The sequence below is a fragment of the Neobacillus drentensis genome, from assembly GCF_036962125.1.
Classification (GTDB): Bacteria; Bacillota; Bacilli; order Bacillales; family Cytobacillaceae; genus Neobacillus; species Neobacillus drentensis_B.
In genome coordinates, this window is sequence record NZ_JBALOA010000020.1 from 74,736 (window position 1) to 89,701 (window position 14,966).

At 32.3% G+C, this 14,966-nt stretch carries 16 protein-coding genes, 1 tRNA gene and 1 pseudogene; 13 read left to right on the forward strand and 5 right to left on the reverse strand.

All coding sequences use genetic code 11. The features are described 5' to 3' along the window. Positions 1-969 precede the first annotated feature (969 nt). Positions 970-1,893 (forward strand): hypothetical protein, encoded by a 924-nt coding sequence (locus V7121_RS17840; RefSeq protein WP_098262511.1) that lies wholly within the window; start codon positions 970-972, stop codon positions 1,891-1,893. A gap of 833 nt (positions 1,894-2,726) precedes the next feature. Here the strand turns inward: V7121_RS17840 and V7121_RS17845 are convergent. Next, positions 2,727-3,263: pseudogene (locus tag V7121_RS17845) on the reverse strand (recombinase family protein). A gap of 644 nt (positions 3,264-3,907) precedes the next feature. Between V7121_RS17845 and V7121_RS17850 the strand changes: the two are divergent. The 9 genes from V7121_RS17850 (at position 3,908) to V7121_RS17890 (ending at position 10,058) form a co-directional block, all read left to right on the forward strand. Further along, a complete protein-coding gene (locus V7121_RS17850; protein WP_098262510.1) occupies positions 3,908-4,111 on the forward strand; it encodes a hypothetical protein in 204 nt (67 codons plus the stop codon). A 74-nt stretch (positions 4,112-4,185) separates the two neighbouring features. Next, entirely contained in the window at positions 4,186-4,785 is a 600-nt protein-coding gene (locus V7121_RS17855) for a sigma factor-like helix-turn-helix DNA-binding protein (protein WP_335393573.1), read from the forward strand. A gap of 26 nt (positions 4,786-4,811) precedes the next feature. Continuing rightward, on the forward strand, positions 4,812-5,054 hold the full coding sequence (locus tag V7121_RS17860) for a helix-turn-helix domain-containing protein (RefSeq protein WP_098262508.1): 243 nt from the start codon (positions 4,812-4,814) through the stop codon (positions 5,052-5,054). Between the two features lie 63 nt (positions 5,055-5,117). Then, positions 5,118-5,363, forward strand: coding sequence for a glutaredoxin family protein (locus tag V7121_RS17865; RefSeq protein WP_098262507.1), 246 nt, complete (start codon positions 5,118-5,120; stop codon positions 5,361-5,363). Positions 5,364-5,395: 32 nt separating this feature from the next. Continuing rightward, positions 5,396-5,466, forward strand: a tRNA-Cys gene (locus V7121_RS17870). Between the two features lie 77 nt (positions 5,467-5,543). Next, positions 5,544-5,939 (forward strand): hypothetical protein, encoded by a 396-nt coding sequence (locus V7121_RS17875; protein ID WP_098262506.1) that lies wholly within the window; start codon positions 5,544-5,546, stop codon positions 5,937-5,939. Between the two features lie 76 nt (positions 5,940-6,015). Beyond that, a complete protein-coding gene (locus V7121_RS17880; RefSeq protein ID WP_335547315.1) occupies positions 6,016-7,863 on the forward strand; it encodes a hypothetical protein in 1,848 nt (615 codons plus the stop codon). After that, on the forward strand, positions 7,863-8,588 hold the full coding sequence (locus V7121_RS17885) for an ATP-binding cassette domain-containing protein (protein ID WP_176525574.1): 726 nt from the start codon (positions 7,863-7,865) through the stop codon (positions 8,586-8,588). The genes V7121_RS17880 and V7121_RS17885 overlap by 1 nt, the downstream gene beginning before the upstream one ends. A 714-nt stretch (positions 8,589-9,302) precedes the next feature. After that, the gene (locus V7121_RS17890; protein ID WP_098262502.1) at positions 9,303-10,058 is read left to right on the forward strand and encodes a hypothetical protein; all 756 of its coding nucleotides are present in this window, start codon (positions 9,303-9,305) and stop codon (positions 10,056-10,058) included. A gap of 112 nt (positions 10,059-10,170) precedes the next feature. Here the strand turns inward: V7121_RS17890 and V7121_RS17895 are convergent, their stop codons facing one another. After that, complete coding sequence (locus V7121_RS17895; RefSeq protein WP_098262501.1) at positions 10,171-10,413, reverse strand: hypothetical protein; 243 nt, start codon at positions 10,411-10,413, stop codon at positions 10,171-10,173. A gap of 204 nt (positions 10,414-10,617) precedes the next feature. Here V7121_RS17895 and V7121_RS17900 point away from each other — a divergent pair, with 204 nt between their 5' ends. Together V7121_RS17900 and V7121_RS17905 are read left to right on the forward strand one after the other, a co-directional pair. Further along, a complete protein-coding gene (locus V7121_RS17900) occupies positions 10,618-11,535 on the forward strand; it encodes a S8 family peptidase (protein WP_098262500.1) in 918 nt (305 codons plus the stop codon). A 74-nt stretch (positions 11,536-11,609) separates the two neighbouring features. Further along, complete coding sequence (locus tag V7121_RS17905) at positions 11,610-11,771, forward strand: YvrJ family protein (RefSeq protein ID WP_098262499.1); 162 nt, start codon at positions 11,610-11,612, stop codon at positions 11,769-11,771. A 515-nt stretch (positions 11,772-12,286) separates the two neighbouring features. On the opposite strand, the gene V7121_RS17910 is transcribed toward V7121_RS17905, so the two are convergent. From V7121_RS17910 to V7121_RS17920, 3 genes are all read right to left on the reverse strand, one after another. Beyond that, entirely contained in the window at positions 12,287-13,426 is a 1,140-nt protein-coding gene (locus V7121_RS17910) for an SH3 domain-containing protein (RefSeq protein ID WP_098262498.1), read from the reverse strand. Between the two features lie 175 nt (positions 13,427-13,601). Next, entirely contained in the window at positions 13,602-13,997 is a 396-nt protein-coding gene (locus V7121_RS17915; protein ID WP_098262497.1) for a type II toxin-antitoxin system PemK/MazF family toxin, read from the reverse strand. Then, positions 13,969-14,109 (reverse strand): hypothetical protein, encoded by a 141-nt coding sequence (locus tag V7121_RS17920; protein ID WP_176525573.1) that lies wholly within the window; start codon positions 14,107-14,109, stop codon positions 13,969-13,971. The genes V7121_RS17915 and V7121_RS17920 overlap by 29 nt, the downstream gene beginning before the upstream one ends. Positions 14,110-14,294: 185 nt before the next feature. Here V7121_RS17920 and V7121_RS17925 point away from each other — a divergent pair, with 185 nt between their 5' ends. Next, positions 14,295-14,549 (forward strand): hypothetical protein, encoded by a 255-nt coding sequence (locus V7121_RS17925; protein ID WP_098262496.1) that lies wholly within the window; start codon positions 14,295-14,297, stop codon positions 14,547-14,549. The last annotated feature ends 417 nt before the right edge of the window (positions 14,550-14,966 follow it).

Sequence of the window (14,966 nt, forward strand, 5' to 3'; positions counted from 1 at the left end):
TGTATAACCTTCTGGCAGACGTTGTTGAAGAAAATCATATAACGCCTCCTTGGCGATTTTCCAGCCTTCTTTTCGAGTAGAAGGTACTATTCCTATAAGTTTACCTTGACGTAACCATCTACGAACGCTTTCTTTGATTGTCGTGATTTTTATAGGTTTTTAACAATTCAAACACTTCGTCAACACTATAAATGTCCATCAAATCACCGATCCTATTTAATACAAAGAATGTTTTGTTAAATCCATGATACAACACTTGTTGTATTAAATCTGAGCTTTGTGGAAAATGTGATAAATGGTTGATTTTCCCCCTTAGCGTAAAATCATTTTCAATCATCGACCGCGGACATTAACGCTGCTTAACGCATTCGTTTTTATCAAGCTTACCCCTTCACCAACACCTTTAATGTACTGATTTTATCAAGTATTGATTTTTCGAGCTTTATCCCTTCAAAAGACACATAGCGCTATCGATATTGAATGGTAAAATGAAATGAATTTCATTCAAACTAAAAAATTACTTACTTCCTATTTGTATTTATGATTCATTTACGAAAGCGATTGATTGATCTTACGAAAACGTTACTCATGCACTATGGTTTTTATCAATCATATACATTCGCCAACTACTTCAATTGAAAAATTTGTACAAACATTGATTTATCGGGCGTTACCGATCCGCAAACGATCCTCAGCGCAATCGTCATTGATCGATAAAATTAGTTTGATTTCATTCAAATTCACAACCGAATCATTCAATCTTGTTTTGACGAATCATTTTCGAATTTGATTCATCGATTATCGTAAGCTACCGCAATCGCTACACGTCGTTTATTCCAAACAGCGCAACCGCTGCGCACCGTCCAAGAGGATGTAACGCCCTGCAAATCAACAAAATCGATTGATTTGTAAGCTTTTTGAGTGTAAAATTTTTATTATTAGACAAAAACGAGAATAGGGGGTGATAGAATGGAAAATCAGGATATGGAAACTTTGTTGAAGCAAGAATTTGCGAAAGATCCTGTATATCGGCTTGTAATGTTGGAAGGATTACAAGAAAGTGTGTTTACGCCAGGTATTCTTTCTATGCATAAAGATATCTCTTATAGTACGGTAGAAACAGGGAGAATCATTGTTCGTTCTGATTCAACTATACGAAATCATTTTCGATCTGATTTAATTGAGTACATAGAACCTGAAAAATTCGGTAAGTTCTATCGCTTAAATTATAAAAGTGTATTTCGCTTACACCTAATTTTTTTGTTAATGGAGAAAGCCTCAAAGACAACTATCGATATATTGGCAGAGCTAGGTATAAAGCCAGCTATTTCAATGGGAGGAAGTTTAAAACGAATTCAGAGGATTGATAGTAGAGAATTACAGGAATGGAATCAACAGAACGAGAATAACCAGGAAGAAATCCAAGAAAGATTAATAACTTTGGAAAATAATTTAGGCATCCAGGGAATTATGCTGAATATCCTTAAATATGAAAAAGATTTGTCTGATATTGAAAGAATGATAGAAAACGCTAAAACTACTATCAACCGAATTAAATCCGAGTCGTATATGAGATATTTAGAAGAAAAGCAGTCCCGACTGTTAATCAATTCTTTAAAGAAAACAATGCAGAAACCGTCTCTTTTTGCTTTGTTTAAAAAGAATGATGAAATCAATATTGAGCAAATATCAAAGGAAATTGAAACAACGCTCAAGGGAAAGATGGATCGCGAAGTAGAAGGTCAAGTTAAGGAACAAATGGAGGAAATTCAAAAACTTAAGGAAGAAAAGAACAGGGTGAATAAACTTTTGCAAACAGAAAAAGAACAATTTTCAAGCCTTCAAATAGAAATCACGAAACAAGAGACAGCAACAATAAAGGGTATTACGTAAAAGGAATTTCAAAAAGAGAGAACTATGCTCTTTTTTTTAAAATTATTATTTCGTTATGGTCTGAGGTAAGCAGGATTTAAAAACCGCTTATCTTTTTTTATCTAATGATTTCGCTGAAATGATCTGCTTTTGGCCAACAAACAAGTAATTTGTTGGATCAAGCTTTTTAGGCTAAAAATATTCTGGAAGGCTACAAGTCTAGCAAACTGAAAAATCTTTTTATGGGCTATTCAGAGCCTATAGATGAAGATGGAGAATTGAAAGAAGAAGATGTTTTTAACGAGGTGCTAAAGTGATGTTAACAACCAGAGATAAGGCCATAATTTACGATTTAAACCGCTTTAGGTACATGAGTAGGGATTATAGCCGACTTGCCTTTTAAAGGCTTAAAAGCCCAAAATACGCCGCTAATAATATCCTACTAAGATTGCACCGAGAAGGACATATTGACCGCTCCACAGCGTTTGCTCCATACGTTTACTTTAGTTCAGAAATAAATATGAAAAAGAATAGTACAAAAATAGGGCATTTTCTAGCCATTGTCCAGGCAGACAAAGAAATCCAATAGCAAGGCGACTTAGAAATTTTCTATGTCGGGGTACCGCCAATATTTTGACATAAAACCCACGTTAAGACATTTTTTACAATATAAAAAGCCGATATCCTTTACTGTAAGGGTACCGGCTCAGGAGTTTATCGATCTAATGGTCTTAAAGAGTTGAGTCCTGTCATTTTTTTTATGTCAAAAGTATACTCTCCTAAGAAATTAATGTGTTCCCATCCTAATGGTGAAATATGTTTTATCATTTGCTCTCGTAGTATCCCTTTTTCACTTAGAACAACACAGATTTACTAACACCAGTCATATCTGAAATCTCTTTTATACTGTACTCCTTAGAAGCATGTAGTTTTAATGCTCGTTCTACTAATTTTGGATCCTTAATTGGTCTTCCGCCATTTCTACCTCTAATTCTTGCAGATTGTAATCCTGCTTTAGTGCGTTCACTGATGATATCCCGTTCTAACTCAGCAATACTTGCCATGGTACGGAAGAAAAAACGACCCATTGCAGTTGACGTATCAATGTTGTCACTTATAGAAACAAAATTCACTTTTCTTTCCTCAAAGGTTTCTGCTAATTCAATTAAGTGCTTGGTAGATCTTGAGATACGATCTAGTTTATAGACAACCACTGTATCTCCTTCACTTATTGCTTTTAAGAGTTGCTCTAATTCTAAACGCTCTTTTTTTGTGCCCGTCATTTTTTCCTAGTAGATAACAGCTGCACCAGCTTTTTGTAAGGCATCCATTTGTAATTCTAAATTTTGATCTTGAGTAGAAACTCGGGCATATCCAAAAATTTTCCCCATTCTATTCCCCTCCTGAATTAATTATTCCCTAATACTGTTTACAGCCATGTAAAAGTGCCACCTCTGCCATTTTTTAGAGCCACTTCGGACAGACTTTAGAGCCACGCCTGCCATCGAGGGAGCCACACTAAAAAGTAAAACGGACGAGACGTGCACTTTATATGGAGAGGCGGGCATGATAGCCTTGTAGGCTTAGCCAGCCCTATGAATGCTGGCTTTTTGGCTGGGAATCCATGCTCGTAGAGGCTCCATGTAAAGTGACAATCAGATACCACTGGCTGCATCCAGAACACTTTTTATTGGTGGCTATTAGGTATTCCTTAGTGGCTCTCAATTTTGGCACAAGTGGCACTCAGTCAAGGCAATCTACACTAATACGGATGTACCGTCAATTTTAGGGAAAAAGTTAAAGGGAATAGTTTAGGGAACGGTAAACAGTTCAAAACTATGTAAATATAAGCGTGCAAAAAAAATCCCTAAAACGTTCGTTTCAGGGAATATTTTAAATAAATGTAAAGATCGGAATATGTTTATATTAAATTTTTGGAGAAAAACTGTAAACCTTTTGGAAAGGGTTGTTATTTATTCACTAAACCTTTCTTTATTTAATAGGTGTAAAAGTTATATACGAGGTGATCTAATTGATGTCTATGAAGTTATTACAGTGTTTTTGTGAAGCTAGGCGGACACAAGCTTTCTATACAAATTGTTTAAATGATGCTGTTACTAATGAGGAAAAAGAATTCTTAGCAGAATTAGTAAAGTCTGCAACCAAAACATCTAATGAAATTAGAGCATTTTGTGAATTAATTCAAAAAAAGGAAAAAGAATCTACTTTTATTCTATGAATTAATCATGATAATAGTGTAAAATTTTTTTATACTAAAATTCGAACATACGTTCCAGAAAGCTGGTTTTAAAAATGGAAAATAAAGAAGATTGTTGCGATAAATTCTTCGGATTTATCAAGGAAAATGAAGAATTTTTAAATAATCCAGTAATTAAAGCTTTTTTATCAAAGGAAGAGAATTATCAATTATTAAAAAAGTCCATTTGTTATCCGACTTTGCAAAACCAAGAACTGTTAGACCAGACATTTCGGGCTTTTTATTTTCATATTCGTTTTACTGCATATGTATCTTCAACACTTTACTTTCATGGGATTAATTTAGATAAAAAGATTCGAGAAACAAATTATCGTTTTCCAATAACGTTAGATCAACCTATAGGAGATAATTCGGAGATATCCTATAAGGACTTAGCCGAGCATCGCGAAGATTTCGAAATAGAATCAGATAATCTTTTAGATTATATAATCGATTCCAACCTTTATAAGGCGTTACAGGACATAACATCCAATCAAAGGAAAATTTTGTACCTTGTGTATGTAAAAGGATTTACAGATTCAGAAGTTAGTATTCTTTTAAACAAATCACAACAAGCCGTTTCTAAGTCACGTAGTAAAGCGTTGAAGAAAGTCCGGAAGTATATTGAAGGAAATTCAGGGAAATCAACTATGTAATTCAAAATAGATAAGGGGCGATTTACATGGAAAAAACTTTATATCAATTAGCAATTAAATCAAAAGAAGATAATGAGGCAATTGAAAAGGTGTTAAAGATATTCCAACCTAAAATAAAAAAGACTCTGCTCCAAACTGGTTTACAAAATAGAGATGACCTGGAACAAGAACTTCAGATTAAGTTGGTGAGTTTGATTAAAATGTACGATTTGGACAAAGTGGTTGGCTTTTGGGAGTTTCAAGAAATGGTGCAAAATAAAATTTCTTAACGTTAGGGTTGTTAAATTTGAAAGTTATTATTCTTTAAAAAGTATAAGAAAGGAGATGAAAACTTGGAGAAAAAAATCATAGTTTATACCATGTCTAATTGTATTTTTTGTATAAATCTAAAAAAGTGGATGGAAACAAATCAAATTCAATACGAAGAACGTAACATCATTAATAGTTTAGAACATGAGCAAGAATTCAATGATTTGAATGGAGTAGGTGTTCCTCTAATTGTTATTAAAAGTAACGGCAAAGACACGATTGTTAGTGGTTTTAATCAAAGAAAGCTGGAAGCGTTGTTAATTAATTAAAAGTTAGGACTAGCCGTTACTAACTTTCCAGTGGCAGTATAGCCAAGTGGTAAGGCAAAGGTCTGCAAAACCTTGAACCCCAGTTCAAATCTGGGTACTGCCTTCAAAAAATTATTGAAGCAGTTGTCAAATTAAATTAGGAGTATTTTATTATCTTTAAATGAAAGGAGGTGAATACAAATGGCAATCAACCTTAAAGTATTAAATAAAAAGTATATGGTTTTATTTGGAATTGCAATGTCTTTGTTGATGGTAGCTATTGGAGCAAAAGCAGGAACGGTTACTTCACAAGCTACACTAACTATTAACAATTACAATGAAGGTGGCTGGATATCCGTCTATGATGGGGAAGCAACAATGAATGCATATAATGGTGATGACAAAGACACCATGTATGCAAAAGTAAAACATTCCAGAGCATTATTAATTGACGATATTGTTTATTCTCAAACAGTTAGACCGGGATACTCAGTTGGAGGAGCTGTACCATTAGAATCCGGTCAGTATCGTGCAGTTGCTACCGGAGACTACCTAATTACGAATGGTTATGTGAAAATTTCAGATTATCATTATTAATTAGAATATCAAAAAAAGGAATCGTCTTTGATGGTTCCTTTTTTTGAATATATATTCACTTTCAGGAGGAATGTAAATGATCAGATCAGTGTTGGCGTTAATGTGTTTAAAGCTGAATCTACTGAAAAGAGTATGGTATTTTTGGGTGATTCAAATTCTTATTTTAGCCTATTCTATTTATTGTATTACTTACTATCTATATCTGGAAGGTGATCCGGGTAGTACAATTAAATATTCAAGTTATATAGTTACTTTAGGTATGCTCAACTTTACCATTCTCGGGTATAGAAATTCTTTGCAAGATAAAGGATACAATGTTTATTTCTCTTCAATATATGTTCCATACTTGCTAAGGAATGTAGTCAATCTAATTATTGTAAATTTAATTAACCTCTTGTTCGTATCTATAAATTTATTATACATTCTGATCTATTATGTTATATCTCATGCAAATATAAATTTATATATCGATACACTTCTTCTATATTTGTTAAATAATTGGTGTTTTCCATTTCTTATATCTAGCATCTTAGGTTTAACTATAGGCTTATTAAATTTTAAAAAATTTGGTTTTTTAATGCTTATAATAATCTGTCTGCTGCTAACTCCAATTAATAATGTACTTATCCCATTGTTCAGTGCTATGAATATACGTTATTCAGATGAGTTACTTTCCTACTTTAACAATATAAATGTTTCCATAATAGAACCGGATATGCCATATAACACATATTTTGGAGAAGAAATATTCTGGTTAAAAAAGCTCATTTTCACTATATTTTTGATAATCATTTTTGTGATAGTGGCATTAAGGAATCAAGTAGGCAATGGAAATAGGAATTTATTATTTTTATCAATTATCAGTGTTTTATTACTAAACTCCCTAAATCCTTATGTTTTTAAAAATGAGAAATCGGCAGACAGTTATTATCAACCATTAGTAGACATTGAGAAGGAAAGCTTCAAGTATCAAATTAATTCATATAACATTGACATTTATATGGAGAAAAGACCTTCTTATAAAGTAAATATGAAAATAACACAACTAAGAAGTAAAAAAATAATATTTAGTTTGTATCAAGGATTTTCTGTTCTTAATATTACTTTAAATAACAAAAAACTGCATTTTAACACTGTTGGGGACTTTATAATAGTTCAGCTTCCAGAAAGGCTTGATAGTTTTTCAATAGAAGTTAGTTATATAGAAAATCAAAAATCTACAGGATTATTCCTTCCTACTAATTATGGATGGTTGCCTTCTAATTCTATCCTTCCAACTCGTCTGAGAATAATGGATCAACCTATGCAAAAACCAAATTTAGATCAAATACAAAGAAAGTACACATTAAAAATTCACAAAAGTAAAAAACCTATTTTTACCAATATTAACAAAAAAAGTGAAGGAGCTTATGAAGGTTATTCCGATGGTCTAAGTATTTTTGCTGGCAACTTAAAAACAAAATTTTATAAAGGATACTCTTTTATATATCCCTATACATGGCTATTGGAGGAAGCATTTTTAGATAAGTATCTATTAACATTGCAACAAGTATTAAAAGATTATAATCAAAGCAATAACACAAATTATGAATTACCCAAAAAAATTTACATGATGCCTTTATTAGACCGTTCTAATAGTAATTTAATCGATTATATGTCTTTAACAAATAATCATCTCATTGTGCAATTGGAGCCAAGCAAGGTTTCAATGCTAAAAGAACCTATTCCATTAATAGCTTATCAACTCCCCTTTGCAATTGAAAAAAGGAAATTAATGAATGTAACGCAAAATAGAATTTTAAGAATAATGGATACAACTGCAGAAGCTGGTATTCAGTTAAATAAAAAATTAGGGCTAAACGAGGGAAAAAGGACATATGGTGATTTTTTATTACATTTTGGAGATGAAAGGAAGAATAAATAGTGATACAAATTATTAAACTTAATAAAAAAATAAATAGAAAACAAGTATTAAATGATATAAATATTAGAATAAATGACGGTATACATGGATTTATTGGTCCTCATGGCGCAGGTAAATCTACTTTATTAAAAATTATTTCCACTTTATTAAACTCAGATACTGGCAAAATAGTCTTTGAAAAAGAAATTACAGATAAACAGAAAATGCGTAATATAATTAGTTTTGTTCCTAACCAGTTTAATTTATATCCCAAATTGACTGTTCTAGAATCTTTGTATTTCATTTCTAAATTAAGGAATTCCAGAAATGATCATCATAATAATATCAACAGGTTATTAACAATGTCAGGTTTGATTGAATATAAAGACAATCGATTGAGCGATTTATCGGAAGGTGTAATAAAAAGAATTGGCATAGTTCAAGCTCTTTTAAATAATCCACACTATCTGATTATTGATGAACCAACAACTGGTCTGGACCAAGAGGAAAGGATCAGTATACGGAACTTTTTAAGAATGGTAAGTAAAGATGTGAATATAATTATAGCTTCCCATGAAGTTGAGGACATAACTCAAATATGTAAAGAAGTGACTATGTTGGTCAAAGGAAATGTTTTATTCAACGATACATTAGATAATTTTCTAAAATTATCTCAATCACAATGCAAGCAAGGATTTCATGAAAGCTATCAGTTTCTTCTAAACAGAGAGAAGGCTTCAAAATGAATATTTACTACTTAAAAATAAAATCAATAGGATTCTCATTTTATGTGCCGCTATTAGTAGTTTTGATAATAATTTTTATTATATTTAGTGGGTTTTACCGGGAAGAGGATTTACAAAAATTACTCGTGTTAATACAGGTATCAATGGGGTCAATAGCAGCATGGTGGTTTAGTAATATTTATAGGGATATTTTTTTTCGGGAACAAAACGATTTTCTATTAGTGAATTACAGATATGCGCATAAAAAATTTTATTCTTTTTTCATGATAATTTATGCAGCGCTGTTACTTATTATTTGTATCACCCTTTGGTTTCAGTATAGTCTACCATTTCTCCCATTTTTTTCGTTCTTGCTTTTTCAATGTTGTTTCTTTTCATCTTTAGGATTGTTCATTACGATGCTTTTAAAAAATACAGACATATCTGTTTTAGCTATAAGTTTATACTGTTTAATAGATTTTATTACAATTGGTACATTACCAAATTGGCATCATGTTATTCTATTTAATTTTACAGAAAAAGTGTCTTTTATCGAGACTGTTTCTCCAAATCTGATAAATTTAATTGCAACCCTCCTCTGTTCAAAGCTGGTAATGACGATATGGAAATAGGAAATAACTCATAATTTTTATAAAAGGGTTGTATTTCTTCCCTTTTTTATCTCTTTAAATAATAGATGGCCATCAACAAATAATTAATAAAGGAGATAAAAAAATGGAAAAACAAAAAAATGTCAAAGGGGATTTCCTTACAAAAAAGGAAATACAATCGTTAAAAGAAAGAGCCTTAAACAATTCTGACTTTAAAACTATTCTTTCTGAATTGGAGAACATTCACGGCTCAAAAATTTCCCTTATTGATGTGTTAAAACCATTAAAATTTGACTCAGTTAATGATAATATTTTTTATTCGGTGCAAACTGCGGTATTTAAAGTAATGGATGATGCATTCATCAAATACACGGAGGCTACCACTAATGATAGTACAGATGCACGTACTAAAGTATTCGGTGTCACTATTCAAGAACAAGGAACTGAGTTAAATCGTATTATAATTCATCCTGAGCTTGATGTGATGGTACAAAAGAATGAAACGGTACCATTAACAAAACAAGAGATGCGGGAATTTTGGAAGAAAAGTCTAGACAAATTTGATGACCTCGTTCCAAATGAGTCATATCAACCGGGGGATTTATTTAAAGAGGCATCGGCTCAAGGGTTCTGGGATGGGTGTGTCACGGGAGGATATTTATGGTGCGGAAAGGGTTGTTACATTGATGGAAATGGATGTAATGGACCTTATGTTTACAATCCTAATAATCCGGATTTAGACAATTGCTGCCGAATTCATGACTGTTGCTACTACGAAGGAAGGACACATGCATCATGTGATGATTCGCTATGCTCATGTGCGATCCGGGTAGACCCATTTGGTGTTGCTTCCACTATGATTCAACTTTACTTCTGTTAGAATACAAAGGGGTTGTTCTAAGCTCTATAAAGTGATATATAGGTCTTGCCTTAAAAACTGAAAAAAGGAGCAATTCAACGGGATTTTATTGTTGAGTTGCTCCTTTTTCGTACTATTGTGCTCTTTGTCTTTTTACAAATAGTGTAACAAAACTAACTATTATAGCAATTAGCATCATTGCTATACCTGTTGTTGTAATCGGTGCCAACTCAAAGCCTTTTCCCCTAGAAAATAAGGTAATAATTAATCCTAGTGCAAAAATAATTAAGGAAGGTAATTGCGTTTTAGATGTTCCATTCTTTATGGATATACCAAGAATAATAAAATAAACTAATGGAATAGGTAAAAGTAACATACTGCTCACCTCATTTTGTCAACTATTTACCTAATATTAACATATAATGGCAGGGTTTTATATTTAAAATAATAAATAAGACTAAATATCTATATATGATTTGAAAGTCTAATGAAAAATGTTTACAAGCAGTATATATACTTTTAAAAGGTTGTAATTTTTTTTATTAACCACCCTTTATTTTTAAAAAAGGAGGTGGTTAAAGTGAGCAATAGAATACATCTATATCCATTAAAAACGATGGATTTTAAAGATTTATATTTATCCAATATTAATCAGGTGGGAGCTAATAATAAATGGAAACAAAATATAACCGGTAAGAATGTAATTATCTCAGTGATTGATACAGGAGTAGACGATTTACACCCGAATCTTAAAGGACAGGTTATTGATGGATTTAATTTTACCAATGACTATAAAGGAGACATATCTATCTATAAAGATAACAACGGCCATGGAACTCATGTTGCTGGCATTATCGCCGGAAAGTTTAGTACCGATAATGAAGTAATAGGAATAGCACCTGATGCTAGAATACTTGCTTTAAAAGTATTGAATGAAGACGGTGCAGGGGATGTTAAATCCTTGATTGAAGCCATACATTATTCTATTGATTGGCGTGGTCCAAATCAGGAAAAAGTGTGTGTGATTAATATATCATTAGGAGTTAGAATTGACAATTCCGATCTGCATGAAGCTGTAAAAAGAGCTGTTAAGGCTCAAATACCTATAGTAACCGCAGCAGGAAATTATGGAGATGGCAATATTTTTAGCAGAGAATATTTGTACCCCGGTGCATATCAAGAAGTGATTGAAGTAGGCGCTATTGATAAAAATAATAAAATTACTGCCTTTTCCAATACAAATGAACAAATTGATATTTACGCTCCCGGTGTTGAGATAATGTCATCTTATTTAAATGGGAGTCTAATTGCTTTATCCGGCACTTCAATGGCTACACCACATGTGTCTGGTGCAATCGCATTATTAATAGATCAAGAAAGAAGAAAAGGGAAAACTTTAAATGAAAGCGAGATATTTTCCCTGTTATGCAAAAGTACAAAACCTATGAATTTGGGACATAAAGAAATCGAAGGATGTGGAGCATTATACTTATCATGAATTTGGTTTGTGTGTTATAAAAATAAATTTCTAATTTTCTTTTTAAATAAAATTATTAAAGAAGAGGTGAGACAATGACTCCTGCAGAAATTCCCCTTTGGGTGGCTTTGTTAGGAAACTTCGGATTTCCAATAGCAATTACAATTTATCTATTTCTCCGATTTGAAAAGAAACTTGAAAAATTAGGAGAAGTCATTATTCAATTGGCTGAAGTTATTAATACTACAAAAAAATAATGGTAGTCGAATATCTGTACACGCTTAGAGTTAGTAGTTTGTAAGGAAATGAATCCCTATGGTTTCTATAAATCTATAACCTTTAAACTATATTCGCTGCGTTCTCCTATCCAATAATGAAAAGCCGATGATTCCTTTGAGGAAAATCGGCATTTCTTCATCAATCTGGGTTGGATGGCAAAGGTGGCCATCAAGGTATTCAGCGTAGGTGGGGCTGATACTCAACGGGAGCTGATATGCCCAATTTTTTTTGCATAAAAAACCACCTTTATACCACCTTCAAATTGGATCCAGAATCAATATTCACCATTAGACTAAAATGATAATTATAGTTAGAGAATTAATAAAAACAGACAAAAAAACTCAGAAAACAGAAGGTTATCATTAAATAATGTACTATTTAATGAATTTTCCAATAGCAAATTAATGATTTTCATAAAAAAAGCCTATCCATAAAGATAGGTTTTAGTTTTTTCATTTGTCATTCCCTTAATACGGCTTAGTTCTCTTTATGTTCATTTCACTCTTTTATACTTAACCACCGCTGATTCTTGTACCCACCCTATTTCACCATGGTAGTCCCCATCGTCTATCTCAACTTTTAACCAATTACTACGCCTGTCCAATATTGTTAAAGGGGTTTTAGATGTTATTTTTGTTTTCGTAACCAAAGGAGCATTCTTTGAAGAACCTTTACGAAGGTAGGAGTCTTTTCTAACAAAAGCTAATTGTCCATAAGGATTGAATTTTACATATTTAGTAATAACCTTTCTTAAATCTTTCACTGTTGTTGTTTCCATAACACGTTCCTTAATAGCAGCTTTTACTTCTGCATCATAATGGCCAGTTAATAACGAACAGCAAACAACCAACATGATTTCTATAAGGATCCGTGCTGCCTCATTAACATAGTCTGAATATAATGCGTATATAAATCCTAGCAATGAAAATGCTTGTGTTTTAGGATTAATACATCTTTTCAGCAAGTTGATTAAATCTTCTTCAGTCATATCAATTAACTTTTTCTTAGGACTAGTTACTAAGATAGACCCTGGTAAATCTGCTTCAGCTATATTTATCGCCTGATTAGCCTCTTCTGAATTTATAGTTATGTCAAGTTCATCTAATCCAGTAAAATCGATATTTAAAGCAGCTTGACTCAAAGTAGTTCTAAAGGAAGTCATTAATTCGTTTATCCGAGAAGAATCTATAATTACCGCCGCTGCTCTATTTTGAGGTAGAGGCACTGCAATGTTTGATAACTGTCTGGTTATATTTTTAAACAACTTGTTTTGTTTTGCTATAAATGGATCAATTGAGTAAGCGAGAGTACGTTGATTTTGAGCAACAGATTTTAAAATTGGACTAATTGCTTCATTTAGGTCAATTCGACTTACCGACACTGATTTCATAGCAGGAATCAAGCTATTGTTAAGAATATTTTGAGTCTGATTAATTGTCTCGAGCAATTGATTTCTAAGTAGTTCGGAAGATGAGACAGTAGACTTCAACATTGTTTCATGCTTACTAATATTGTCCCTCACAGATATGAAATTTCTCTGATAAACTGATAAAGCAGAATCCAACGGTCTTAACATCTGTTGAAATCTTTTTTGATCTTGATCAAATAGAGATTTTGCGTCTTTATATTTCAAAATATTTTCTTCCTTTCATAGTTCTTAATAAGTCTATAAATCCACTACAAAACCGCACTTTTGTACACCTTAGTCCAAATCATAATTGCAGAAAAAAGGAGTGCATTTTATTATTTGCACCCCTTTAATTAATAAATTTCATATGTAAAGTAAAAAAGAACCTACTCGGTCCCCTTTAAAATATATGTCTACACATTTCCAAAACATTGGCGAGATCTTCTGGATGAAGTTCCCCTATGTATCCCCTAGGTTTTTCAACGCCATCTCTCTCAACAATATCTTGTTTTAAATCGTTTTTTAGAATTGTAAGAGGTTTAGACGTTCTTACCCAAGAGGGGACTTTTAAACCTGATTCAGACCAATATTTAAGTTTAACATCGAAGTCATCACGGGCACCTTGTTTCGTTACAAAGTTGATAATTAAACCAACCTTATCGTTAGCTCTATCATTACCAACAATAAGAACGGGACGTGGAACAAATTTATTGTCTGTATGGGACCATATTGGCGCCACCCATAGATGTCCTTGTTGGAGAACCTCATCAGATGTAATCGGCGTACTCTTCGTCATAATCTTTATTTTCCCCTTCAAAAAGAAACTCGTAAGCTTTTCCTACTTTAACACCATTATTTTCTGTTTCGAATTCAGCTTGATCTGCGATCTTCTCACGATTTTTAATCATTAGAAAACCACTCCTCTCTTATTAGAGATATTGTATCATACGGAAAAGGGGATTTCCATAGGTTCTACCTAGGTTTTCCCTGGAAGAACGTTCATAAACCAATAAATTAAATTTTATTTTTTCAAGCATAACTCGTCCAATCTATTCATAGGTTTTATTGATAATAAAGCTGATGAGGTGGTAGCTTGTCTAAATATAGAGATGAAGATGATCATATTATTAGAACTGATGAAGAATACAATTTTTTTGATTTTTGTGATCGAAACAATTTAACGATTGAAGTAGCCCACAAAGTAGGTAATGAAATTGAAAGAATTGAAGGGTACTTTACTGGTTATCATCCCGAAATATCCATGTTTTCACTAAAAGGTCGCCAAGGATACGATTATGTTATTCCAATAAAAAATGTTGAATATATGACAGTTAAAAGTAAATTATAAGCCTGTTACCAGACTTTTTTTATTTAACCGTTGATTTGTTATTGCTGATTCAAATTGAATACATAACAACGCTATTGTAAAGGCTAAATAAACTTGTTCAGCCATTGAAAAAACTAATAAAATTCATGAACATCGCCAAGAAGGGTAGAGGAGGAATACTTGCCCGTTTCTTAACACTATGTAATTTTGTAAAAGCTACTCAAGCAAGTAATTCTTCAAGATTGATTTCGTTGTATTTGTTCAGCCTTTCATTCTTTTGGAACTACTATGGCTTCTGCTGAATACATTGTTTCCCGTATTTCCATTATATCAGTTTTTAAAAACCTTTTAACTTTTACTTCGCTCGGTACTAAAATACATCGTTTACATAGTTAAAATAGGCGGAATAACCATTGATATGTATTCTTTGAAATTCCC

Excerpts from the sequence above, each read along its gene's own strand:
- V7121_RS17850 (WP_098262510.1), top strand. The coding sequence starts at position 3,908 with ATGTCTATGAAGTTATTACAGTGTTTTTGTGAAGCTAGGCGGACACAA.
- V7121_RS17905 (WP_098262499.1), top strand. The coding sequence starts at position 11,610 with ATGACTCCTGCAGAAATTCCCCTTTGGGTGGCTTTGTTAGGAAACTTC.
- V7121_RS17840 (WP_098262511.1), top strand. The coding sequence starts at position 970 with ATGGAAAATCAGGATATGGAAACTTTGTTGAAGCAAGAATTTGCGAAA.
- V7121_RS17855 (WP_335393573.1), top strand. The coding sequence starts at position 4,186 with ATGGAAAATAAAGAAGATTGTTGCGATAAATTCTTCGGATTTATCAAG.
- V7121_RS17920 (WP_176525573.1), bottom strand. The coding sequence starts at position 14,109 with ATGATTAAAAATCGTGAGAAGATCGCAGATCAAGCTGAATTCGAAACA.
- V7121_RS17875 (WP_098262506.1), top strand. The coding sequence starts at position 5,544 with ATGGCAATCAACCTTAAAGTATTAAATAAAAAGTATATGGTTTTATTT.
- V7121_RS17890 (WP_098262502.1), top strand. The coding sequence starts at position 9,303 with ATGGAAAAACAAAAAAATGTCAAAGGGGATTTCCTTACAAAAAAGGAA.
- V7121_RS17915 (WP_098262497.1), bottom strand. The coding sequence starts at position 13,997 with ATGACGAAGAGTACGCCGATTACATCTGATGAGGTTCTCCAACAAGGA.
- V7121_RS17860 (WP_098262508.1), top strand. The coding sequence starts at position 4,812 with ATGGAAAAAACTTTATATCAATTAGCAATTAAATCAAAAGAAGATAAT.
- V7121_RS17895 (WP_098262501.1), bottom strand. The coding sequence starts at position 10,413 with ATGTTACTTTTACCTATTCCATTAGTTTATTTTATTATTCTTGGTATA.
- V7121_RS17880 (WP_335547315.1), top strand. The coding sequence starts at position 6,016 with ATGATCAGATCAGTGTTGGCGTTAATGTGTTTAAAGCTGAATCTACTG.